Origin of the sequence: Algoriphagus kandeliae (assembly GCF_004571135.1) — a bacterium.
Classification (GTDB): Bacteria; Bacteroidota; Bacteroidia; order Cytophagales; family Cyclobacteriaceae; genus Algoriphagus; species Algoriphagus kandeliae.
Genome location: NZ_SPSB01000007.1, coordinates 1 through 24,789 on the forward strand (window position 1 = coordinate 1; position 24,789 = coordinate 24,789).

At 41.5% G+C, this 24,789-nt stretch carries 13 protein-coding genes; 5 read left to right on the forward strand and 8 right to left on the reverse strand.

Annotation, left to right across the window (positions count from 1 at the left end):
* On the forward strand, nucleotides 1–3,360 hold a 3,360-nt coding region (locus E4S40_RS17125), incomplete at its 5' end, for a glycine-rich domain-containing protein (RefSeq protein WP_317129241.1).
* A 6-nt stretch (nucleotides 3,361–3,366) separates the two neighbouring features.
* Here the strand turns inward: E4S40_RS17125 and E4S40_RS16895 are convergent.
* The gene (locus E4S40_RS16895; protein ID WP_135077087.1) at nucleotides 3,367–7,737 is read right to left on the reverse strand and encodes an AsmA family protein; all 4,371 of its coding nucleotides are present in this window, start codon (nucleotides 7,735–7,737) and stop codon (nucleotides 3,367–3,369) included.
* 1,006 nt (nucleotides 7,738–8,743) lie between these two features.
* The gene (locus E4S40_RS16900) at nucleotides 8,744–9,775 is read right to left on the reverse strand and encodes an RluA family pseudouridine synthase (RefSeq protein ID WP_135077090.1); all 1,032 of its coding nucleotides are present in this window, start codon (nucleotides 9,773–9,775) and stop codon (nucleotides 8,744–8,746) included.
* Between the two features lie 47 nt (nucleotides 9,776–9,822).
* Here E4S40_RS16900 and E4S40_RS16905 point away from each other — a divergent pair, with 47 nt between their 5' ends.
* Nucleotides 9,823–10,740, forward strand: a complete 918-nt coding sequence (locus tag E4S40_RS16905; RefSeq protein WP_135077093.1) for a 1-aminocyclopropane-1-carboxylate deaminase/D-cysteine desulfhydrase — start codon at nucleotides 9,823–9,825, stop codon at nucleotides 10,738–10,740.
* Here the strand turns inward: E4S40_RS16905 and E4S40_RS16910 are convergent.
* Genes E4S40_RS16910 through E4S40_RS16920 form a run of 3 tightly spaced genes read right to left on the reverse strand, consistent with a single transcriptional unit; the run spans nucleotide 10,721 to nucleotide 14,660 of the window.
* Entirely contained in the window at nucleotides 10,721–11,365 is a 645-nt protein-coding gene (locus E4S40_RS16910; protein ID WP_135077096.1) for an AlbA family DNA-binding domain-containing protein, read from the reverse strand. The two genes, E4S40_RS16905 and E4S40_RS16910, sit on opposite strands and share 20 nt — an antisense overlap.
* 11 nt (nucleotides 11,366–11,376) lie before the next feature.
* The gene (uvrB, locus tag E4S40_RS16915; protein ID WP_135077099.1) at nucleotides 11,377–13,419 is read right to left on the reverse strand and encodes an excinuclease ABC subunit UvrB; all 2,043 of its coding nucleotides are present in this window, start codon (nucleotides 13,417–13,419) and stop codon (nucleotides 11,377–11,379) included.
* A 50-nt stretch (nucleotides 13,420–13,469) separates the two neighbouring features.
* On the reverse strand, nucleotides 13,470–14,660 hold the full coding sequence (locus tag E4S40_RS16920; RefSeq protein ID WP_135077102.1) for a lipoprotein N-acyltransferase Lnb domain-containing protein: 1,191 nt from the start codon (nucleotides 14,658–14,660) through the stop codon (nucleotides 13,470–13,472).
* Nucleotides 14,661–14,720: 60 nt separating this feature from the next.
* On the opposite strand from E4S40_RS16920, the gene E4S40_RS16925 reads away from it, so the two are divergent.
* The 3 genes from E4S40_RS16925 to E4S40_RS16935 all read left to right on the forward strand — a co-directional run bounded on the left by E4S40_RS16925 (nucleotide 14,721) and on the right by E4S40_RS16935 (nucleotide 18,868).
* Nucleotides 14,721–17,000, forward strand: coding sequence for a T9SS type A sorting domain-containing protein (locus E4S40_RS16925; RefSeq protein WP_161971823.1), 2,280 nt, complete (start codon nucleotides 14,721–14,723; stop codon nucleotides 16,998–17,000).
* Nucleotides 17,001–17,075: 75 nt separating this feature from the next.
* The gene (locus tag E4S40_RS16930; RefSeq protein WP_135077108.1) at nucleotides 17,076–18,389 is read left to right on the forward strand and encodes a gluconate:H+ symporter; all 1,314 of its coding nucleotides are present in this window, start codon (nucleotides 17,076–17,078) and stop codon (nucleotides 18,387–18,389) included.
* A gap of 11 nt (nucleotides 18,390–18,400) precedes the next feature.
* Entirely contained in the window at nucleotides 18,401–18,868 is a 468-nt protein-coding gene (locus tag E4S40_RS16935; protein ID WP_135077111.1) for a RidA family protein, read from the forward strand.
* Nucleotides 18,869–18,870: 2 nt separating this feature from the next.
* Here the strand turns inward: E4S40_RS16935 and E4S40_RS16940 are convergent, their stop codons facing one another.
* The 3 genes from E4S40_RS16940 to E4S40_RS16950 all read right to left on the reverse strand — a co-directional run bounded on the left by E4S40_RS16940 (nucleotide 18,871) and on the right by E4S40_RS16950 (nucleotide 24,788).
* Nucleotides 18,871–20,265: an MltF family protein gene (locus tag E4S40_RS16940; protein ID WP_135077114.1), complete on the reverse strand. Its 1,395-nt coding sequence runs from the start codon at nucleotides 20,263–20,265 to the stop codon at nucleotides 18,871–18,873.
* Nucleotides 20,266–20,376: 111 nt separating this feature from the next.
* Nucleotides 20,377–21,726: a TolC family protein gene (locus E4S40_RS16945; RefSeq protein WP_135077117.1), complete on the reverse strand. Its 1,350-nt coding sequence runs from the start codon at nucleotides 21,724–21,726 to the stop codon at nucleotides 20,377–20,379.
* Nucleotides 21,726–24,788 (reverse strand): efflux RND transporter permease subunit, encoded by a 3,063-nt coding sequence (locus tag E4S40_RS16950; RefSeq protein ID WP_135077120.1) that lies wholly within the window; start codon nucleotides 24,786–24,788, stop codon nucleotides 21,726–21,728. The genes E4S40_RS16945 and E4S40_RS16950 overlap by 1 nt, the downstream gene beginning before the upstream one ends.
* Nucleotide 24,789 lies beyond the last annotated feature (1 nt).

Consider the following 24,789-nt stretch of genomic DNA (forward strand, 5'->3'; position numbering starts at 1 on the left):
ACTCCCGATATCTCGAACGACGGAACCTTCTACTATTTCGCCACCGCTACCAGTGCAACCTGCGGATCAGTCAACTCCGATATCGTTCAGCTGACCGTAACCCCGGAAACAGAAATCACCTTACAGCCTTCAACAATACCAGAAACAGTTTGTGAAAATGACCCAACATCTACTATTTCTGTAACAGCAATAGGTACTGGAGCATTATCATATCAATGGTTTAAAAATTCAGCTCCATCAAATTCTGGAGGAACTTTAATTTCGGGAGCGACCTCAAATAGTTACAATCCACCTAGCGATCTTTCGTCAGTGGGCACAAATTATTACTATGTCGAAGTAAGTAGCTCTTGCGGGACTATAATAAGTTCGATCTCTGGAGCAATCACTGTCAACCCAATCGCCAATATTTCTGACCTCACAGTCACTGTCTGTGACGGAAGTTTATTTGAACTTGAACCTATCGATGGTTCCGATGGAATAGTCCCTGCTGGAACCACTTACTCCTGGGCCGCCCCCACTGTAACAGGAGGAATCACTGGGGGAACTTCCGCTTCCGGACAAAACACCATTTCCGGGACTCTTTTTAATCCAACCAGTTCGCAGCAAACTGCAACCTATACAGTCACCCCAACTTCGCCTGCAGGATCCTGTGCAGGACCTGATTTCATAGTCGAGGTCACCGTCAACCCGACTCCGACTATAGTTGATCTAAATCCGTTTTTTAGCCTTTGTATAACAAGCCCTACAATCCCTTCTCCTACGCCTTTTACTCAAGAGGTTTCAGGTGTTATTTACGGAATAGATCAAGAAAATATCCAAGGAGCAAACGGCCTTCCTCCAGGAATTTCTGCATCATATAATAGCACAACAAAAGAAATTGAATTCTCAGGAACTGCAACTGCTACAGGAGTTTATGAATATAGCATTCCACTCGTAGGAGAATGCACCAATGGTTTAGTAGCTACAGGAACTATTGACGTTACTCCTGTTTACGAATTGACTTCAGTAACGTCTGCATCAGCTACTACTATAGGTGGTTCTGCCTCTGTCACAATTTTTGGCGACCCTACAATGCTAACGGATGGAAGGTACGAAGTGGGATATCAAATAAAACAGGGGGATGGATCATTTTCAACTACCCAATATTCCACCTTTACAGTAAGAAATGGAAAAGGAACATTTTCAACAGTTCCAATCAATAGTACTGAGGATACCTATACTGTTCAAATTCATAGCTTAGAAAAAACAACAGGAGGTTGTTCTGTGACATTCACAGAACGTCCAACCACTTATTTTGGGGTTTGTTCTGCAGTATTCCAAGCAAATTCCACAGGCGATTTTCAAACTTTCTATGTTCCTGCAAATGTATACTCCATCACAATCGAAGTGTATGGAGGAGGAGGAGCTGGAAATTCTAGTGGTGGAGGTGGTGGTGGAGCCTATTCAATTCGCAGAGATATTCCCGTAACTCCAGGAGAACCTATTGGATTGATAGTCGGAAGAGGTGGACAAAATAGCGGTGCTAATGGAGGTTCAACATACGTTACCCGTGATTCAAGTGCCCCAGATCAAATAGGTACAAGTCTAGTTTATGCTAATGGGGGATGGTCAACAGGAGGCGGCGGAACGTATGACACTAGATATGATGGAGAAGATGGATATGATAGGCCTGGAAACAAGGGAGGGGATGGTGGAGGCCCACTTGGTGGAGAAGGCGGACCAAATAGGCAAGATGGGTCTTCCCCTGGTGGTGGTGGTGGTGCTTGGTCTGGCCAAAAAGGAAAAGGAGGGGATGGCCTTGTAGTCATTTCTTATTCCTGTCCGGATGCAGATCAAACTGATTGTGTGACTGTAATTGATGATGGTTCAAAATCTGGATATACAGTACTTGAATATACCTGTGACGATACTTGGGTGGCTCCAGAGGGCCTTGCCGAGTTTACTGTATTCGTAGGTAGCGGAGGTGGAGGAGGAGGCTCTGGGGAAGGCTCAGGTGGAGGAGGTTCTGGTGCTATGATAGTTCAAACTTTTACAACTTCAAATCCATACGGTTTACCTGCTGGAACACCTTTTAATATTGAGGTTGGTGACGGTGGTTCTGGTGCTGTCGGAATTAATAATCCAGGATCACCTGGAGAACCTTCTTCTTTTACTGGATCTATTGATGGAAGCCCAATAACGATTATAGTTGACGGTGGAGGAGGTGGAGGATCTCAAAACGTAAATCCTGGTGGAGATGGTGCTTCTGGAGGAGGGGGCGGAGCCACTCCAGCACCAAATAAATCTGCTGGAAGCGGTGGTACACCCATAGTTATAACTTATTCCGGAACTCCAGATATTATTTATAATGGAAATCCAGGAGGAAACGGGGATTATAATGATCCTCAAAACGCAATTGCTGGAGGAGGAGGAGGAGGATTGATACCTTGGAAATTACCTCCTGCAAATGATGGTCAAAATGGTAAAGCTGCAGGCGCAGGACAAGGAGAAGGAGGCCGAGGCGGAGATGCTATCACACTTACTTTAGGTGATTCAATAAGATATTTTGGGGCCGGAGGCGGAGGAATTGGAGAATACTTCAATGGAACAGAAAAAATTGGAGAAGGAGGAAGTTCATTAGATGAAGTCAAATTAGGCGGGGACGGAAATCTTGATTCACCAACTGCTGTTGGAGGAAAAGGTAAGGATAAAACTGGATCAGGTGGAGGAGCTGGATACGGTACCGGTGGAAATGGTGGCAGTGGTGTTGTTTACATTGTTTATGCTAACGTTAGAATTTTGGCTGTAGAATACCTCTACTTCGACGCTTCTTTCCATGATGCGACTCGATCTGGAATATTGACTTGGGCGACGGCGAAGGAGTGGGAAAACTCTCATTTTGAAATTGAGCGATCAGTCAATGGTATCAATAACTGGGAGAAAATCGGGGAAGTAGCTGGTGCAGGCTATTCCATGGAACCTAAGGAATATAAATTCATCGATGAAGATCTTCCAGGATCTGGAGGTGTAGTTTACTATAGATTGAAGGATGTCAGCTTTGATCAAAAATCCTCGTATAGCAATGTTCAGTCTATCATTGTTCCGGCCATTTCAGGTAACAATTATTGGGTAGCCTATCCGAACCCAAGTGATCGACATGGAGAAGTGAATATTGACTTGATCAATACCTCTGTTTATTCAGATGAACCCATCTTTGTTCGAATTTCAGATGCAAGAGGGGTGACAGAAAGCTTTACAGTTCGATCTCCAGGTCAGGTTTCCCAAGTTGTCAATCAGCACCTACAATCCAATCTCGGATTATTTATTGTTCAGTTGAACTGGGGTAAATACCAGCAACAATTAAAAATCATCAGAAAATAATCGTGATTAGTCCTCTTTTTCTTCCTCTTCTTTTCGGACTGGAATGGCGGGCTGACCCAATCCTACGGAGCCTTTTAATCCACTCAGAGTTGCTTTCCACCAAGTGCTAAACATAAACTTGGAAGTATCTCGCTTCACATAAATGTCACTCAGAACGGTGTAGCCAAAAAGCTTTCGGGGGTTATTATTTTTGATTAGGGTATTCGCCAAAAAGGAAATCAAAGCTAATTTTCCTCTTCCTTTTTCTAGGGTCATGGAATCCAAGAAATCTACTTTCAGGTTTTCATAATGGAAACGCATATTCCCGATCGCCTCATTTTCATCCATTCTGAAACTCCAGTCCCCGGAAACGACCTGTGCGTCCTCTCTGGCATTTAGAAATGCCCCTTTTGACAAAATATTATTCAAAGGTTCCAATGACATGGCGCCCAATTGAATGGTAACATCCATCGGATAAGGAGGCTCGAAGTAAAGATGGCTTTGCATATTCACATCCCCCTCTCCCATCAATTTTGTGTTGGCAATAATATCCAATTCCTTTAGCGGGTATTCTTCCGATTCCTTACTGGTTGCAATAGGGGAAATTGAAGCAGAAACCTCTTCGAAGGAGATTTGACCTGGTAAAGGAGACCCTGGAGTAAATTCCTGATAACGAACTCTACCACGGTTTAAGAGTAATGAGTCAAGTTTGAGAGAAAAGGACATCTCCTGTAGAATCTGCTGGGGCATAGGCTTATAGACTCCTTCCAAAATCGGCAATCGCTTATCTCGAAAAATATCCAAATGAAAATCATCGCCTTCGAGCTTTTGGGCAACTATCCTATTTTCTTCAAAGTATGCGGGAAAATCTATTCCCTCTACCCGTAGCTTTTCTATTCTCAAGTCAACGGCATCGGTTTGAAATCCCTTTTCCCGTAAATAAGCATAGCGGCCTTTGGTAGGGGCGAAACGAAGCATATCCATTTCGAGATTTTCACCATCAAATACTACTTCTCCTACACGAATTGACTCCATACTGTCTTTTGTAAAAAACTCATAGTTTCCAAAAGAAACTCGGGTATCCCCTTCTAAAAGATCTCTAAGAATTGGTTGATCACTCATCTGAGTCAGATTCCAATCCAAGCCATGAACCGAAGCCTCTACTTGCTGGAAGGCCAAACCATTGACTGGACCTAGGTTCTTTTTATGAATAGCGATTCGACCATTATCTAAATCCATTCCTCTTAATAAAATGGACTGAATCAGTCCTTCTGTATTTGAAGGTTTCGTTGCCTTTTGTTTGGTCTTACTTTCAGCATAAGGATTCATCACCAACTTTAAATCCGGACCGGAAATACGTAAATTTTGAATATCAAAAACTCCCGTTTCCTGAATGGAAACCAATTCATTGTTTTTGATACCCAATTCCTTGATTTTCCCCTGAATAAAAAATTTCTCCTTATTATTCGGGTCGATAGGATTAATGCTGATTCCAGAGAAAATCGTCTCATCGCGTTCGCTATCAAAATCAAAATTTGAGAAAGCGATCTGATGAACACTATCAGGAAGATTGAATCGAAAATCATTTAAAGAAATGGACAAATTGCTGAAAAGCCCAGATGCATCCTGCCGGATATCTGATTGATCATCCAACTTCAAATCGACAACTCCCAAGTCAAATTTTGTTCGTATAGACTGTTCCTCTTGTCCATTCTTCTGATAGGCCAAAGAAAAGTCAGCATTGGAAGCAATTACCTCCCCGATCTGAACCAGAGAAACCATAGGTTTTTCAGTTTTCCCCCTCTCTGATTTCTGCCTTTCCTGCTTTTGAAATTCAGATTTGATATCCAAATTGATATTACTCCCATCAACCACTAATCGATCCAATAAAAGGCTATTTTCAAAGAGAAACTCCTCCAAATCCACCCCTTCCAAAGACACCATTGGAAGAACTAAAGACAGGGCCAGCTTGCTACCCAAGCTTTCCCCAGGAACAAGCTTCAACGTATCGATTACCAAGGACTGATTTTTTGTATTAAAGCGGAGATGATTAGTCGTCACATCATAATCCCCTTCTGCTAAGCTAAAAGAGTAATCCGCTAAGTCGAGTATGATTTCATCGGAAAAGAATGTTTTTGAAGGATCTACTTCCAAGGTTGGATCAAAGTAAAATCCTTTTAAAAAGAGCGATAAATCCTCCTCTGAAAAACTGATTTCCTGTCTTCCCGAAAAATCGGTGAAATTTAATTTCCCTTCTTCAAACCGAACCGAATCTATGGAAACAGTATGGAAATAAGCTGAAAGTAATTCCTTAAAATCTTCAACTGTATTTGGGCTCGTCGAACTTCTTGAAACATTACTTTTTTGATACTGCGTGTAGGTAAACTCAGGGCGAGGGATGAAAATTTCATTAATGAAAAGCACATCTTCCAATAAGGCTGCCCGAATATCGATTCCTTTTACCTGAAAAAATGGAACACTAACATCCAAAGCGACCGATTTACCGTAGGTAGCTAATGCTTGACTAATGGAAGATGGACTTTCGGGTCGTAGTGAAAAATCACGTACTTCTATCAAATCCTGTTTGGAATCAATAACTACCTGCCCCGCCCGGAACATGTGTAAATTATCCCTCAGTTTGAGTTGGTATTGATCCAAACTTAGCACCATTTCCTCAGCCAAAAGTATATCCCGGATTTTTAGCGCAGAATCTAAAGAAACCTGAACCTGTTCAAGATTTAAGCTGAACTTTTCAAAACCAATATCATCGGAGCGAATTCCAGAAGCATTTTTAAATTGAATTTTCCCGTCCTGAAGATCAAAATTCCCAATCCTCGCCTCACTTAAAAACCCAGCGAGGAGATTGCTTTGTTTAAGGCTATCCTCTTTCGAATCCTCTGACTTGCGTAATTCTGTCAACTCCACATCAGGAGCTTGAAGAAGGATTTTTTCCACATCCAATTTCCCCTCATTGTAAAGCTTTTTAAGGTCCGCTTCTTCAAATTCCAATTTGGCCAATTTAGCGTTGATCGTTTGATTGGGTGCTATTTCGATTCCAACCCCATCCCGAGGAACCAATTCAAATCCCTCCACCAAAATCCGATCTAAAAAGGAGGAAGCCGTTACTTTCCTTCCTCGAATCACATGATATTTGTCGGACAAATACATGGCAAAATCTCCCAACTCCATCGCAGCATCTTTCCCATAGAAAAATTGATTAACCTTTCGATCATCATCTTTTCCTAGGTAAAACTCCACCATCTTAAAGTCGAATTCCCGTGCTTCGATTCGATTTTCAAGACTATCCAAAAAACCGGCAGAAAGAAACTTCCCTCTATTGACGGACAATTCTTTGATATAAATAGAATTCAGGACCCCTTCGATCAATTTATTTAGGTCACCTGATTTTGGCTCATCCGAGTTTTGGGCTTCTTTTACAATGGCTTTGTTATGCAAAACCTGTATCTCAGGATTATCCAGAATAATTTCATCTATTTGGAGTTCTGACTCACGGAAAGCCCGATTCAAATCCACATTCCCTACTCGAAGTTCCTCCAGTTTCAAATCATAATAAGCAGGGCTTTCCACAGTACGATTTGGATAAAGCGAAAATTCCTCCAATAGAATTCGTTTTTCCATGGAACTGATAAAAACATCCTCTGCAAAAATCTTGTGGACTTCGTCAGGTAAAGAAAATTCCACTTGCTGCAATTCAAAATCAAAGCCCTCAGCATTGAATGGATTTTCCCATTCTTGATTTTGCCGCCAATCCAAATTATATATGTGAAGTCTGGTATTTTGAGCATGAATTGCATCAGGGCTTAAAAAGTTCTGAAAGAATAAATTGGCATCATCGATTTCAATATTTTCTATCAGAATCCCTCCAAGTATTAGCTTATCAATACTTTTCTTGATTTCATTTTCCAGACGCTTAACTCCCGAAATCTTTTCTTTTTCCTCTCCATCTAGGTTTTTATCTTTTTCTCCAGGAGGTAATTCAAGCGAAAGATTAGGGTTTTCTAAACGGATATTCCCAATCACCAGGACTTTTTCATCCCAATCATACCAGACATCACGAATTCCCAACTGATCCAATTGAAAATCAAATAACACTTGCCCCTCATTCGCCCCCGCTTGTGGGTCAGGATGGAGAACTACGCCGGATAGAAAGACCCCTCTACGGAACAAAGAGAAATTTAGGCTGTTGAATTCAACTTGATAAACGCCTCCGGTAGCTTCATTAATTTTTATTCTAGTCCAGTTGAGAAGAAGAAAATTGGAACCGAAATAGACCAAAAATTCTAAGAAGACGATCGCGAGTAAAAAACCCAAGACAAACTTAAGCACTCGCTTGCGTTTGGGATGATGTGATAACCTGTCTCGGATTCCTTTGAGCATGAAACGATGTTTGATGAAAAATAACCAAATCCCCTGTAAAAAATAAAAAAGCAGCTAATAATAGCTGCTTTTTGCTGTAGGAGAAGGATTCGAACCTCCACGGAGCAGTTAGGCAATAGTCCGGTTTGAGCCATGCTTTTTCCCTTATCCCCACCCCCGAGACAGGAGGGCTTGTCTGCCAATTTCAACATCCTACAGGATTATATTTTGAAAACCATAGCTTATCCTTGGTTTCGAAAGTCAAAACAAAAGCGACGGATAACTTACAGTTTGAAAAATGAACTGTCTCCCTTGCTTATACGCCGCTTCTTATGTTTTTATCAGCCTTTTGCTGAATTGATATCAATTCCCTCTATTTGATTTGTTGATGTTTCAAAATTAACAAAAGCATTCTTTTATTAAACTTTTGGCAACTTTTTTTATTAATTTTTACATTATTTTTATCTAAATGGTCATTCAATTAATTAAATGAAAATAGATAGAAGAATTTTCTAAACCTGATTGACAAATCCTCAATCAGAAAAAATCAGTCTTGTAATGTCAGGGCAAAAAAAAACCATGAAATAAAATTCCATGGTTTTAATCAATTAACAATAAACCCAAAATAACCTGCTGTAGGAGAAGGATTCGAACCTCCACGGAGTAGTTAGGCATTTACGAGCTCGATAAATGCTTTGTCCCAAACTCCCCACCCCCGAGACAGGAGGGCTTGTCTGCCAATTTCAACATCCTACAGTATGAATTAGAACTTTTAGCCGTTTGACATTTCAAAGATACAGCAATTCGATTCTTTTTTACAAATAATTCAAAGTTTTAATTATTTTTTTACAGTATTTTTAACGAAAACGATTGAAAATTAAATATTCGTAAAAAATTGAACCAATGAAAATTGGTTTTTTGACTTTTTTTCAAAGTGAAACCGGATTTTTGTTTAAGGTTTTGGGGTTATTTCCCCAACAACGCAGAAAAAAACACTACTCAGAGCCCGAAATTCCCCTTTGAGATCCTATTCGAACTGTACATAATTTTCCCAACGGCTTAATACTTGCCGAAAATCATCTGGCAAATCGGATTCAAAAAATAGCTTCTTTTTGGTAATAGGATGGATAAACCCAAGAGACTTGGCATGCAGGGCCTGTCTTGGCATAAGTTGAAAACAGTTTTCAACAAAGGACTTATACTTCGAAAATTGCGTGCCCTTTCGGATTTTATCTCCTCCGTACATAGCATCACTGAATAAAGGATGCCCGAGGAATTTCATGTGAGCTCGAATCTGATGAGTTCTTCCAGTCTCCAGCCGGCATTCTATCAAACTCACATAGCGGAGATGCTTCAAAACCTTCCAATGAGTAACTGCATGTTTTCCCTGACTTCCATCCGGATAAACATCCATTACTTTCCGGTCTTTAGCACTTCGGCCAACGTGCCCGTTTACAGTTCCTTCATTTTCCTCAAAATCACCCCAAACCAAAGCCCAATAGGTTCGCTCAATGGTATGGTGATAAAATTGTGCCGCTAATCCGGTCATTGCTTCTTCGGTTTTGGCAATCACCAAGAGTCCGGAGGTATCCTTATCAATTCGGTGGACCAAACCTGGTCGCCCCGTATTTCCTTTCATCTCGGGAAGCTGTTGAAAATGGTACACCAAGGCATTTACAAGGGTTCCTGTCCAATTGCCATGAGCCGGGTGTACTACCATTCCGGCTGGTTTATTGACTACCAAAAGATGTTGATCCTCGTAGACAATATCCAATGGAATATTTTCGGGTATTACCTCTGTATCTCGAGGTTCTTTGGGAAGCATGACCCGAATATCGTCCAGCGGCTTTACCTTGTAGTTTGATTTGGTAGGAAGACCATTGACCAAAACAAACCCATTATCTATGGCTTGCTGAACCTTATTGCGGGTGGCATTTGCTACTTTTTCGGTCAAGAATTTATCGATACGAATAAGAGATTGGCCTTTATCTACAGCTATCCGATGATGCTCATAGAGGGCTACGTCTTCCTCATCAAATTCGTCTTCCGTTGGCAACATGCTGTAAAAATACGAGTATCTCCCGTAACTTTCCCAAAAGCTTTCGCATGCTAGAACCAAATCCAATCATCAATCAAATCCTTGATCATCCCCTTTTAGAGGAAAAAGGGGTTGAACTTTCTATTAAGCGATTGGATTGGGTTCATGAATTAGTGCCGGGAAATAAATTTTTTAAGCTTAAATACAACTTGGAAAAAGCCATCCGGGAAAATAAAAATACGCTTCTCACTTTTGGAGGAGCCTACTCCAATCATATTCATGCCGTAGCGAATGCAGCCCATTCCTTGGGAATCAATGCTATTGGAATTATTCGAGGGGAGGAAACTTTCCCTTTAAATCCCACCCTTTCCGATGCAAAATCAAAAGGAATGCACCTCCACTATATTTCCAGAAGCCTATACCGGGAGAAAACCGATGACTCCTTTATTCAGGAACTTCATGATTTATTTGGAGACTTTTATCTGATTCCTGAGGGAGGTACCAATCTTGAAGCCATCAAGGGAACACAAGAAATTTTGAAGGAAGAGGATCAGGAATTCAGTTATATTTCTTTATCCATCGGCACGGGTGGAACTTTTGCAGGAATCCTTCAAGCTTCACAAAACCATCAGAAGATTTTGGGATTCTCTTCTCTGAAAGGAGATTTCATTAAAAAAGAAATGGAAGCTTTAATCAAAACTTTCTCCATTAATCCCAAAGGTCAATTTCAGATTTTTACAGATTATCATTTTGGTGGATACGCAAAATACGATCAATCATTGGTGGAATTCATTTGGTGGTTTTTTGAAACTTTCGGAATCGTGCTAGACCCTATTTATACAGGAAAAATGCTATTCGGAATTTGGGACTTAATTAAGAAAGACTATTTCCCAAAAGGCTCGAAAATTTTAGCAATCCATACAGGAGGAATTCAAGGAAACAAGGGATTTACTTTTCAAACTGGGATCAAGCTTCCGAGTCTTTAAGGGTATAAAAATCCTGGGATTCCTGAGGATGAATTTTCAGTACATTAGCTAATACCAGCCGAACAAGCGTTTTACTTGCTAAAAATCTAGGAAGCTTTCCTTCTCGCATATACTCAGCCAAGGTAATTTTACCCTTATCTCCCAAAATCTTCATCAATTTTTCCTCCTTTGGCCCGTAAGTAAAAACAATATCTCGGGGATTTTTACTTCGTTTTAAAATCTCCCAAACCTCTCTGCTTGCCTGAACAGTTCTATCTGCTACTCGAATGAAGGCTTTCTTTCTTTTTTCTTCAAACAAATAATGTGGCCGGTTTTGGCTTTGAGGAATTTCAAAAACAGCCACTCCTTTCTTTTCATTGATTTTAATGATTTCAACTTTGTAGTCTAGTTCAGGCTGTATCAATTCCCGAATAGCTTTTTCCAAAACAAAGACCTCTTCTTCAATAAACCGCTGCCCGCTTACTGTTCCGTCATCATCTACACCAACCAAAAGATGACCTCCTTCGGCATTGGCCAAAGCAATCAGTTCACGGACAATTTTGTCAGGGAAAGCCACTTTTTTCTTGAATTCCAATTGGAATCCCTCACCTTTGGCTGCCAGCCTTTTTACATCCTGAAGAGTCATGATTTTTTCGTTTACTTTCCTGGCTCCTGATTCAATTCAGCCAAGCGATTTTTTAGACTCATCCATTCATCCCGAAGTCGAGCTGCTTCAATGAAATTCAATTCTTTTGCTGCCTTTTCCATTTGCTTTTGAGTCTGAGCAATCAGCTTTTCCAATTTCTCTTTACTCAAATATTGAACTACCGGATCCGCAGCAATAGCCCCTTCTCCAGGCATGGGTTCTGCATAAACTTTTGCATTCTTCTTGGAATCAGCCACTTTGGTCTGCCCCATGATTTTCTCCCTTGATTTAATAACCGTTTTGGGAGTAATTCCATGTTCTTCATTGTAGGCCATTTGGAGAGCCCTTCTTCGCTTGGTTTCGTCGATTGCCATCTGCATGGAATCGGTAATATGATCCGCATACATAATCACTCGCCCTTCAGAATTTCGGGCAGCTCTACCAATGGTTTGAACCAAGCTTCGCTCATTTCGAAGAAAACCTTCCTTATCAGCATCCAAAATGGCCACCAAAGCAACTTCCGGTAAATCCAATCCTTCCCTAAGCAAATTAACCCCAACCAAGACATCAAATATTCCTAGTCGCAATTCCCGGAGAATTTCAACCCGGTCAAGTGTCTTCACTTCTGAGTGGATATATCTTGATTTCACGCCGGCTCGTTCCAAGTATTTCTGGAGCTCTTCAGCCATACGTTTGGTCAAGGTAGTTACCAGAATACGAGCCTCTTTCTTAATTGTTTGATCGATTTCCTCCAGCAAATCGTCAATTTGATTTTGGCTGGGACGTACCTCAATAGTAGGATCCAAAAGACCTGTAGGGCGGATAATCTGCTCTACTACAACCCCTTCCGTACGGGCCAATTCATAATCTGCTGGAGTAGCCGAAACATAGATAACCTGATTAGTCAGGCTTTCAAATTCATCAAATTTTAAAGGACGATTGTCCAAGGCGGAAGGAAGACGAAATCCGTAATCCACTAGATTCACCTTACGGGAACGATCTCCGCCCCACATAGCACGAATTTGAGGCACCGTCACATGAGATTCGTCAATCACTAAAAGGTAATCATCGGGAAAATAGTCCAACAAACAGAAAGGTCGCATTCCGGGCTTTCTCCGGTCAAAATACCTGGAATAATTCTCCACACCTGAACAATAACCCAACTCGCGAATCATTTCCAAATCGAATTCGGTACGTTCTTGAAGTCGTTTCGCTTCAATAAATTTTCCCTCTTTCTCGAAGAAATTCACCTGGGCAACCATGTCATCTTGGATTTCATGGATAGCTTGGTTGATCGTATCGCGACCAGTTACAAAAAGATTGGCAGGGAAAATGGAAATGATTTTCTCGTCATTTAGTTTTTTACCCGTAACTGGATCAATTCGCTGAATAGCTTCGATTTCATCTCCCCAAAAGAAAATCCTATACCCCCAATCCGCATAAGCCACAAAAATATCAACTGTATCTCCCTTTACTCTGAAAGTCCCATGCGTCAGCTCATGCTGGGTTCGTGAATACAGAATATCCACCAATTTGAAGAGGAATTGATTTCTTGGAATCCGGTCTCCTTGCTGAACGCGAATAACGCTTTTTGCAAATTCCTCCGGATTTCCGATACCATAAATACAGGAAACAGAGGCCACCACAATCACATCCCTCCTACCGGTAAGAAGAGACGAAGTTGCACTGAGTCGGAGCTTTTCTATTTCATCATTGATGGAGAGATCTTTTTCGATGTAGGTTCCCGAACTAGGAATAAATGCTTCTGGCTGATAGTAGTCGTAGTAAGAAATAAAGTATTCTACTGCATTATCCGGAAAAAACTGCTTGAACTCCCCATATAGCTGTGCAGCTAGGGTCTTATTGTGACTTAATACCAAAGTCGGACGCTGGACTTCTTGAATGACATTTGCGACAGTAAAAGTCTTCCCAGAACCTGTAACCCCGAGAAGAACCTGAGCCGATTCACCATTCTTGATACCCGAAGAAAGTTCAGCAATCGCTTTGGGCTGATCACCGGTAGGTTGATAGTCGGAGGTAAGCTTAAATTCCATATGTTTATAGAAACACTTTTCGGGGCATCAAAAGTTTGGAAAACCAAATATTAAGCCCGAAGCGATCTGTATTTTTCCAAATTATAGTAGAGGTAATTGGTTCGAAGAATCAAAACCAACAAAATCGGAATCAAGCTTGGGTGCAGAGATTGCCATCCCAATATCCAAAACACCACCGCTGCATCTGCCAAAATCAAGGCTGCAAGCAAGTACTTTTTAACCCAAACTTTTGGCTGCTTTCGAAGCAAGGCAAAGGCAAGAACCAAATGGCCCGGAAAAGCCCAAAGAATATTCCAATTCCACTGAGTTGCCGAATGTTCTGTAGCAAACCACAATAAAAAGACGACAATTCCGAGTAAGCCTAACACAACAAACAAAGCAATATCAAAGCCCAAATACAGTTGCTTTCGCTTAAATCCAATATAGGTAATGAGGGTAAAAGCAATCGCCACTGCCCAAAAAATCCAATAAGGATTAAAGGAACTCATTTGGGCGTTTTGCCTTGGAAAATCAAGAATCACCCGACTTTCTTTTACCAAAGGGCGCGTTGGACCATCACCTACTATCGTAGCATTTGCGAAGGATTTTTCCATGTATTCGGGAAGAAACTGAGCCTCCCAATTGGAAGCCTTTCGATCAATAACAGCTCCTAAAGCCAGGTCAATCCCCAAATCAGCCCAAGGCATTGTCAACACATATTCATCAATCAAATCCCGAAAAGTCTTATCGGTAACGTCTAGTTCATCCTCGCTCCAAACCAATTTATCCCCTAATACCAAATCCATAGCATCCCGAATCCTCGTTGCGCAATTATCAAAAAAGAAATCGTATCGATAGAAGCGACGCTCGGGCAGGTAATTCACCTGAAGAAATTCCACCATATACTTCTGCTGCTCAAAAGAAAGGTCCAATACCTGCTCCCTTACGCTTCGTTTTTCATTTGCATAAGTTGAAATAAAATCGGCATAGGTACTGACACTAAGCATATAATCAAGTTTACCGGCGGCAAATTTTCCGTAGAAATTCGGAGTATTGAAGTTGAAGGTGCCATAATTGAAAACATAATCAGTACGCTTGGATCGGTCCAATACCCGGATCGCACTGTGCCCAAAAGCCATATAGAGCTCATCCCCGGGGTCACAGGTCAAAAGGCTGATTTGATAGGTCTGAGCAGCCAAATTGCTTAAGTGGCTGAAAAACAAAAAAATAATCAGACCGAATATTTTATTTTTCAAACTCATTTTATTAAATTAGTTAATCTTTTTCAACTTCTTTTTAAAATGTTAGGCAGGGACAAAACGATGGCCCTTTGGCACCTTTTTAAAAGCCGAATATACAGGATATTGTCGGCATTCGCAGTAGCAAGTATTTGCTTCTACTCAATCGCTATTGCCCAAGAAGTTGGAGCTTATCGGACCATTTCATCTGGAGATTTCCAATCAATCGCAATCTGGGAAGTCTTTAATGGAAGTAACTGGGTAGCTGCCAGTACCGTTCCTGACCAAAACCATGATATATACATCGATCAGACACATTTACTTACTCTATCTCAAAACGAATCCGTAAAAAGTTTATTCATAAATGCCGAGGCAGGGGCAGCCCAAAAGCTAAACTTGAATGGGTTTAATCTAGACATTTATGGAACCCTTCAAGGTTTTCAAGGGCCTGCGCCAGGAACTCCCAATCGAGCTTGGAACAGTACCAATTGGATTGGGGACTCTCCTGCCTCCACCCTGACTTTTCGTGGAAACAGCCGGGTTATAATTCCACAAAATGCCTGGAGTGCTCAATCGGACCGAAGTCGCTACTCGGTGATCTTTGATCCTGGTCCTGGACAAACCCTAATAATTGAGGAGGCATTTAAGGCAATTAGTTTTACGATAAGATCCGGAACGGTTCTTCAGCGATTAGATACAAGCGTGAATCCGGCAAAATGCTCCACTTTTTCCTTTAATACAGAAACAACTGAATATGGCGCAGGTCCTTTTGGTGATTTTATCATAGAAGGAGGTGCCCAATTAATCAGTGAATGCAATGAGGAAATTCTATTTCGATCTGGTTCCATCAGTGCACAACTATTTTCGATTCTTCCTGGCGGGGAGCTAATTCTAGAAGGTGAAACTCCCCAAATTGAAGCAGCTAATCTTCAGCTCAATGGGAAAATTATTCATCGAGGAGGAAGCGGAACAAAGTATTTTTTATCCAAAAGCTATCCTGATGCAGCCGTCCCAAATTCAATTCGTGATTTAGAAATTCAAGAGACGGAAGATCTGATATTACCTTCTGAATTGTTCATTCTTGGAAATTTGACCCAATCAGGAAATGGTGAATTCATTGCCACAGCTAGTCATCTACACTTTGTTGGATTTGGCAACCAACTATTGGAAGGATTTCCTTTAGAAGTTGAAAATCTAACCTTGAATAAACCTTCGGGAGAGCTTATAACTGAAGAAGATATTTCGATTTCCAATACCTTTTTCATCCAAAATGGCAGCCTTAATCTAAATGGTAATGGCTTGGAGGTAAATTCTTCTGGTTTAGGAGGAATCTCTTACACTGGAGGTAGCTGGAAAAATGCAGACTTTTTCAGATATCTAAACACACCTACCAACTTAAACGCTACCAATGGCACCTTCCCTTTTGAAGATGTGAAAAATGGAGGATTGAGGTTGGTTCAGCTCCTTGGAAATACAGATGGAGGAGATCTAGAAATCCGTTTCACCGAATATGAGGGTGCTGAATACAATTCCAACTTCCAAGATACCGACGGAACCACGATTTTGTACCGCCTATTCTCCTATTTCCAGTTTTCGGGGCTGAATCCAAGCCCGAATGCTTTGGAGCTCCGAATTTCTGCGGATCAATTGATTGTAGACGATGTGGATGACTTACGCATAGTGGGAACCGGATATGCTGCTCCGGGGAATAATCTTCCAGGTCTTGATCCGACTTTACTTTGGGCAAGAAGACTTGTTCCCATCGATGACTTGGAAGGGATCAACTTCACAGTCGGTAGTTTTCGAACTCTTAGTATTCTTCCAATAGATTTTTTAGCATTCAATGCCCAAAGGGAAAAAACTCAAGCTGTACTAAAATGGAAAGTAACAGGTGAAAAAGAAGGTACTTTTATGCTTTTCAGAAGCATATTCCCAACAAAAGACTGGGAATTAATCGGAGAGGTAAACTCTCAAGAAGAAAACAAAGGGGATTATGAATTTGTCGATGACCAAGCTCCACTTTATCATGCAATTTATTATCGAATCAAGTATTCTGAAGGACCAAACAGCTTAAATTCTTGGTCCTCGACTATCCGTATAGCCCCAATTGGAACGGTTCCCGAAGAAGGGGTAATTTTTCCAAACCCATACTCTTCTGGGCCTATCAATCTGGAAATTCCGAATGATTGGCAGATTCAAGAAGTGGAGATTAAAATCACAGATAAAACAGGTCGGGTAGTTTGGTCAGGTCCTCATTTAAAGAAGAATTTTCAATCTATCGTAGAGCCTCTTCCAGCTGGATACTATGTAATCCAACTGTTGGCTCCTACAGGTAGACTTACTTTCAGATGGATTAAAAAATAAATCCCCACTGAACATATTCGCGATTAAAAAGGAGCTGGAATTTTTTATCTTGAAAAACCAACCCTAAAATAGCCTATGACCATCTTGTTTGTTTTGCTCAGTATAGCCCTTTTGGTTTTATTGATCGTTTGGGCAAAACTTAATCCCTTTCTGGCCTTCTTGATTGCTTCTATCGTAGCAGGATTTCTGCTGGGATTACCTATTGATCAAATTGCAGGATCTGTACAAAAGGGTATGGGAAACCTGCTAGGTGATCTTGTAGTCGTCATTGTAATGGGAGCCATGTTGGGGAAATTGGTAGCAGAAAGTGGTGCTGCTCAGCGAATTGCAGGGTTTTTAATGGGGCTTTTTGGAGAGAAAAAGATCACCTGGGCCATGTCCTTAACCGGATTGATCGTTGGGATTCCGCTATTTTATAATGTTGGCTTCGTTCTGCTTGTTCCTTTGGCATTTACAGTAGCTTACCAGTATAGACTATCAGCTGTGTATGTAGGGATTCCTCTTCTAGCTGCTCTATCCGTTACCCACGGCTTTCTACCTCCTCATCCATCGCCAGCTGCTTTGGTTGCTCAGTTTGAAGCAAATATGGGTTTGACTCTTTTTTATGGGCTTTTAATCACCTTACCAACAGTAGCGATCGCTGGACCTTTGTTTGCCACAAGACTCAAAAAAATCGAATCCAAACCCTTGGAGACTTTCCAGGCAGAAGCGCTACCTGAATCAGATCTTCCTGGAATTGCCAATAGCTTGATTACAGCTTTATTACCAGTATTTTTATTGATAAGCACCACGATTATTAGCTTTTGGTTACCCGAAACCCATTCCCTATCTCAGCTTTTTAAGTTTCTGGGTGACCCGGGAGTTGTCATGCTGATCTCTGTTCTTTATGCCACTTATTCACTTGGAATAAGACGAAGGACGAGCATGAAGAGGCTTATGGAAAGCTACACTCAGGCGACCAAGGATATTGCGATGATCTTATTGATTGTAGCAGGAGCGGGAGCACTCAAACAAATATTTACCGATTCGGGAGTCAGTCAAGAAATCGCAGAAGGATTGCAATCATGGTCCGTTCACCCTTTAATTTTAGCTTGGACCATTACAGCAATTATCCGAGTTTGCGTAGGTTCGGCTACCGTAGCTGGACTGACAACTGCAGGAATTATTGCCCCAATCATTCATACCATGAATGTGGATCCAAACCTCCTGGTCCTAGCCATTGGTGCAGGCAGTTTGATGTTCTCACACTTTAATGATGCGGGCTTTTGGATGTACAAAGAGTTTTTCAACTTAAGCATCAAAGACACCATCAAAACTTGGTCTTTGATGGAGACCTTGGTAGCCGTTATTGGGTTATTCGGCGTATTGCTTCTTGATCTATTTATTTAACTGATATAAAAATGAATTCACCAGAAGAAAACTTTAAAAAATTGGGATTGGAACTTCCTCCTGCCCCAAAACCTCTTGGCGTTTATAAACCCTGTCTTCAGGATGGGAAATATCTCTATCTATCCGGGCATGGGACAGTAAAATCCGATGGAAGTCTAATTATTGGCCGAATTGGAGAGGATTTGGATACTGAACAAGGGAAAATTGCTGCACGACAGGTTGGATTGGCTATGTTGGCTACTATCAAAGCAAACCTCGGCTCCCTCAATCGAGTCAAGCGGGTAATTAAGGTACTTGGAATGGTCAATTGCGTTTCCAGCTTCGAAAAGCATCCTTACATCATCAATGGTTGTAGTGAACTTTTTGCTGCCGTATGGGGCGAAGAAAATGGAATAGGAGTCCGATCAGCCGTCGGCATGGGAAGCTTACCAGATAACATCCCCGTGGAAATTGAGGCAATGTTTGAATTGGAGGATTAATCTTAAGGATTCACAAGTGTTTTGTACGATTCAAAAACGCTGAGAATATCTTTCACATAGTTAACTGCCAAGTGCCCTTTGGCAAAACCACTTCTCACTAATGGATCCCGATAATATTCGGGATCACTTTTTAATTCCAAGTAATCAGCCACTTCGTCCCAGGTTTGGGTATTTGCTCCGTATTTCAGAGCCAATCTCCAAGCATCCTCCACATGTCCATGTCCTATATTGTAGCTTGCTAAAATGAACTTTATTCGTTCATTTACTTCCGGTACACGCTCCATCCAAAATTTATCTAGGTATTGAAGATAACGAACGCCCCCTTTTAGCGACTCGATGGGATCATTGGCATTTTCTACACCAAAACGCTCCAAAGTCACTGGCATTAATTGCAATAAACCCTGTGCTCCCGCATAGGATGTTGCACTGGTATCAAATCGGGATTCTCTATACACCAAGGAAGCTAACAACCTCCAATCCCAACCCAAATCATTTGCCCCTTCTTTGATCAAATCATCATATACTGAAATACGATTTCCCGCCAAAGAAGAAAATGGACTATTGGATCGGAAATAGCTGTTTTTGGAATTCAAAAAATATTTGGCATAGAGCATGGGGATAAAGCGCTTTTGCTTGTCTTCCATCCATTCATTGACCACTTCCAGTAAAATTGGTGAGGATTGTCGAACAAGCCAGGCAACTTCTTTTTCTTCTGATATAGTCCAAGAGATATTCAACCCGTCGTAGTAGGTTGCATTGGCCCGAGCAATATTTTGATCTGCTACGGTCCACTTGATTTTTCTTTCAACAACCTCATCTATCAAAGTCTCTTCATGCAGATCTGATTCCAAAACCGTAAAATCAACCTGAAGTGAATCCTTGATTTGGCAGAGTTGGGATTTGTAAATCGCTCCTTGGCGGACATAAATGGTATCCCCTTCCAATTGATCCCAACTTTGGATTTTCGGTGAATCGGTCGCTCCAACCAGTACCGTATTGATTGTGCCAAGAGGCAGGGTAAATGATGCTTTTTCTGACCGTAAGGAATCAATTTCCAAATTCATGGCAATCAAATCCACCTCACCGTCATTCAATCGATCAAAGGCTTTATCGATACTTTCTACCTGCCTCAATTCTAATTCCACTCCTAGACGCTTGGCAAGGTCGCGCAAAAGCTCGTACTCATAGCCCATTGTACGGCCTCGATAGATATAATATCCCGTGGAATTATTATCAATCGCGGCACGAATACTACCCCGCTTTTGAATTCCCTTAAGATCTAAAATATAGGCTGGCTTATCATTATTTATGGAAAAGTGCTTTTCCAAAAAGGTACACTGAACGCCAAAAACGCTCAAAATGATAAGGATACTTATTGCTCGAAAGACTCTTTTCATGCATTGGGGACAAAATCCCGAATGGTTCGAAAGGCCTGATAGTCAAATGGTATGCCAATCCTATCAAATGATAGGATTGTAGACTTGAGCAATAAGTCAATTAAGAAAATTTCACTGATCTGAACCTGGAGGAGTCCAAGTCTGAAAGCTGTTTTCGAAGAAGATTTTTCCCGAAAGCCGAAGCAATTCTATTTCCTGTTCTTTGATATTGTAAATCGATGTAATCAGCCGATTTTCAGCAGTCAGCAAATTCACCTGAGCGTCTCGAAATTCCAGATAAGACGCAATTCCTAACCGGAAACGCTCCAGAGCGATTTCACTGCTTTCTTTCGCAACTGCATAGTTACGCTGCTCGATCTCCAATAATTCCCGATTATTTTGATAGGTGTTAAATGCTCGATACAGATCTGATTTCAACTGAATTTCAAATTGATCGACTGTGTATTCCTGAATTTTTTGCTGAACTCGAACATTTTGAATTCGTCGATTCAATGAAAATCCAGAAAACAAATTGAAGGAAATATTACCTCCATAATTGAAACCTGCACGTTGGTTTTGGATCAAAAAGCCAGCATCTGAATTGAAGGTATTGTTAGCATAATTCGCATTCAAATTAATTGCAGGAAGTCTAGAGGCCTGCAATTCTCTTAGCTGAAGGAAAGCCACATTTTCCTGACGCTGTGTGATCAGCCATTGCTTATTTTCCATCAGAGCATTTTCCTCCAAATCAACCAACCGTAACTCATCACTGACAGTAATGGTATCATTTACTATAAATTCCGCTCCCGGCTCCAATGCCATTAACTCGTTTAGATTGATTCGAGCTGCCTCGATGATTTGGGATTGATTTTTCAAAAGGCTTAAATCCGTATTGTAATCGACTTCAGCTGTTAAAAAATCCCGTTTTCCAGCACCTCCCAGTTCATATTGAGCCTGTGCGATATCCAATCGAGCCTTACTAAGTTCCAAGGTACGCTCCAAAACCTCATAGCGCTGCAATTCTAGCACTAATCGATAATAGGCTGTAGAAATCGCCGCAACGGTATTTTCCACCGCTACTTTAGCATCTAATTCAGAAATTTCAGCCAACTGTCCCAAACGCTTAATCGCCACAATCGCCTCTGGTCGAAAACCATAAATAGCCGCAAGGGTAAAGTTTTCGGAGCGGGATTTTGCACCTAGAATCTCTCTTGGCGTCTCCGGATCACTGACAAAGGTCTGTGTTACGTCTTCGTTTGAAAAGTTACGGGTATAGATAGCATCTACCACAGGCAAAAAGGCAGACCATCCAACCCCAATTTCTCCTTGTCGAAGGTTGATGGTTTCCACAGCAATTTTGACTTGGAAATTATTTTCCAAGCCAAGCTGCAAGGCCTTTTCAAGATCTAAAGATTCCGAATCCTGTGCCCAAATTGGCTGTATCATGAGGCTCACTAGGAACCCAAACAATAGTTTCTTCATTACGTTCTTGCGAGTCGTCCTTCCTTAGAAGTCAAATAAGTATAGATAGCCGGGATTATAAACAAGGTCAAAACAGTAGCGAATGTCAGACCACCAATTACCGCTGCTCCCATAGGCACACGGCTCTCTGCACCTGCTCCTAGTCCCAAAGCAATTGGCAAAATCCCCAAGATAGTGGAAAGGGATGTCATCAAAATCGGCCTAAATCGAGCAACTGCTGCACCATAAATTGCCTCATTGACGGATAGTCCATGAGCTTTTCGTTGATTGGCAAATTCCACGATCAAAATACCGTTTTTCGTCACCAAACCGATCAACATGATGATCCCAATCTGAGAGAAAATATTCAAGGTGTAATCGAAAGACCAAAGTGTAAACAAGGCACCAAACAAGGCCAATGGTACGGTGAACATGATCGTCAAAGGATCCAAGAAACTTTCAAATTGTGCAGAAAGCACCAAGTAAATCAGCACCAATGCAAACAAGAATGCGAATATCAAGCTGTTTGAACTCTCACGGAATTCCTTGGATGGACCTGATACATCAGTGGCAAAGGAGTCGTCCAATACCTCAGCAGATATTCGGTCCATTTCATCCAACCCATCACCAATTGTATACCCATCAGCTAAGTTTGCTGATACTGTTGCTGAAACGAATCGGTTATATCGGTATAACTGAGGAGGCGTGCTCTTTTCTACAACTTTAACCAAGTTGTCTAACTGAACCAATTGACCATTTTCAGCCCGAACATAAAGCATACGAAGATTGAGTGGCTCATTTCGGTCCTCGAGTTGCATTTCACCCACTACTTGGTATTGCTTACCATTCATAATGAAATAGGCAAAACGCTGACCAGAATAAGAAAGCTGCAAGGTTCGAGCAATTTCCTGCACGGAGACACCGATATTTCTAGCCTTTTCCCGATCAATTTCAATTTCCAATTCCGGCTTAGTGAATTTCAAATTGATATCTGCGAAAATGAAGGCAGGGCTTTGATTCACCTTTTCCATGAAAGGAGGAATCACTTCTTTAAGTTTTTCCAAGGTAGGCGCCTGAATTACATACTGCACCGGCAAGCCTCCCCTTCTATTACCAATCGCCTGAGGCTGGGAAGCAAAAGCTCTTACAGCTGTATATTTCTGCAACTTTTGGTTTACCTCGCCAAAGATTTGCTGCTGAGATCGCTCCCTTTTATCCAAATCCGTTAAGATCAATCGACCAAAGCCTGAGTTGGTACTAGCTGTACCAAAGCCAGGGGAGGTCACTGAAATAATTCCGGAAAGTTCATTTTCTGGAATGCTTTGCTTGAAATCAGCTACCATCTCATCAATAACTCGATCCATGTATGAGAAAGTAGCTCCCTCAGGACCTGACATATTGATACGGATCTCTCCTCGATCCTCGGTTGGTGTTAGTTCTGATGGGATTTGATTAAAGAGCCAATAAATCCCAAAGCCCATAACACCAATGATCGGAAATGCCATCCATCGGACTTTGAAGAATTGACTGAGGATATTATCATACTTCTCATTCAGCCAAACAAAAACAGGCTCTGTCTTCGTGTAGAACCAATTATGTTTTTCTCTACGCTTAAGCAATTTGGAGCTTAGCATAGGAGTCATGGTCAATGCCACAAATGAAGAGATAATTACCGAGCCAGCTACTACAATTCCGAATTCCCGGAAAAGTCTACCTGTGGTTCCAGTCAAGAAAATAACTGGCAAGAATACCGCAGCCAAAGCAACCGTAGTTGCAATTACGGCGAAGAAAATCTCCTCTGATCCTTTTCTCGCAGCTTCTAGAGGTTTTTCTCCTTTTTCTATTCGGGCATAGATATTCTCCAAAACTACAATGGCATCATCCACCACCAGACCAATGGAAAGCACGATCCCTAGAAGTGTCAAAACATTGATGGAGAAATCCATCAAATACATGATAAAGAATACCCCAATCAATGAAATCGGAATAGTCAATACCGGAATAAAGGTGGTGCGCCAATCTCGAAGGAATAGAAAGATAATAGCCACCACGAGAATGAAGGCGGTTATAATAGTCTCCTGTACCTCTGCAATGGAGTTTCGAATATATTGTGTGGAGTCAAAACCAATTTCAAGACCCACATCGGCTGGTAAGTCCTTTTCGATGAATTCTAATCGTCTGTAAAATTCATCTACAATCTCAATGTTGTTTGAACCGGGAAGAGGCACCAATACTACCCCAACCATAGGAACACCGTCTCTTTTTAAAACAGTCCGCTCATTCAAAGCTGCTAACTCAGCCCGTCCCACATCCTGAAAACGAACAATGTTATTCTGATCTTCCTTGATGATCAGTTGATTGAATTCCTGAGGCGTGGAAAGACGGCTTTTTGTCCGAACGGAAAGTTCGATGGTTTCTCCCTCGATTCGGCCAGAAGGCAACTCTACGTTTTCAGATTGAACCTTTTGTAAAACATCTAAAGGTGTCACCCCATAGGATGCCATTTTCAGAGGATCCATTCGAAGTCGAATGGCGTATTCCTTCTCTCCCCAAATCTGTACCCGACTTACCCCAGGAATTGTTTGTAATCGCTCTTTGAAAACATTGGAAGCAATGTCAGACAACTCCAACAAACTGCGCTTATCACTTTTAACATTCAAAAAGACGATGGGCTGAGAATCCGCATCTGCTTTAGAAACTACCGGAGGTTCTGCATCTGGAGGTAGGTTTCGCTGAGCTCCAGCTACCTTATCCCGAACATCATTCGCTGCTGCTTCCAAATCCGCACCCACATCAAATTCCACGGTAATGCTACTTGCACCATCATTACTTGTTGAAGTAAGTGATTTAATCCCTTGGATACCATTAATGGCTTCTTCCAAGGGTTCGGTAATCTGGGCTTCAATTACATCAGCATTCGCTCCGACGTAGTTGGTTCGAACACTAATTACCGGTGGATCCACGCTGGGAAACTCACGGATACCAAGCAGGGAAATCCCGATCGCTCCGAAAAGGATGATGATCAAGGACATCACAATGGCCAAAACCGGCCGGTTGATACTAATATTTGATAAGCTGGCCATT

What these genes read in the sequence shown, in the direction of transcription:
- E4S40_RS16895 (WP_135077087.1), bottom strand. Translation starts at nt 7,737, where the DNA reads ATGCTCAAAGGAATCCGAGACAGGTTATCACATCATCCCAAACGCAAG.
- E4S40_RS16900 (WP_135077090.1), bottom strand. Translation starts at nt 9,775, where the DNA reads ATGTTGCCAACGGAAGACGAATTTGATGAGGAAGACGTAGCCCTCTAT.
- E4S40_RS16905 (WP_135077093.1), top strand. Translation starts at nt 9,823, where the DNA reads ATGCTAGAACCAAATCCAATCATCAATCAAATCCTTGATCATCCCCTT.
- E4S40_RS16910 (WP_135077096.1), bottom strand. Translation starts at nt 11,365, where the DNA reads ATGACTCTTCAGGATGTAAAAAGGCTGGCAGCCAAAGGTGAGGGATTC.
- uvrB (WP_135077099.1), bottom strand. Translation starts at nt 13,419, where the DNA reads ATGGAATTTAAGCTTACCTCCGACTATCAACCTACCGGTGATCAGCCC.
- E4S40_RS16920 (WP_135077102.1), bottom strand. Translation starts at nt 14,660, where the DNA reads ATGAGTTTGAAAAATAAAATATTCGGTCTGATTATTTTTTTGTTTTTC.
- E4S40_RS16925 (WP_161971823.1), top strand. Translation starts at nt 14,721, where the DNA reads ATGGCCCTTTGGCACCTTTTTAAAAGCCGAATATACAGGATATTGTCG.
- E4S40_RS16930 (WP_135077108.1), top strand. Translation starts at nt 17,076, where the DNA reads ATGACCATCTTGTTTGTTTTGCTCAGTATAGCCCTTTTGGTTTTATTG.
- E4S40_RS16935 (WP_135077111.1), top strand. Translation starts at nt 18,401, where the DNA reads ATGAATTCACCAGAAGAAAACTTTAAAAAATTGGGATTGGAACTTCCT.
- E4S40_RS16940 (WP_135077114.1), bottom strand. Translation starts at nt 20,265, where the DNA reads ATGAAAAGAGTCTTTCGAGCAATAAGTATCCTTATCATTTTGAGCGTT.
- E4S40_RS16945 (WP_135077117.1), bottom strand. Translation starts at nt 21,726, where the DNA reads ATGAAGAAACTATTGTTTGGGTTCCTAGTGAGCCTCATGATACAGCCA.
- E4S40_RS16950 (WP_135077120.1), bottom strand. Translation starts at nt 24,788, where the DNA reads ATGGCCAGCTTATCAAATATTAGTATCAACCGGCCGGTTTTGGCCATT.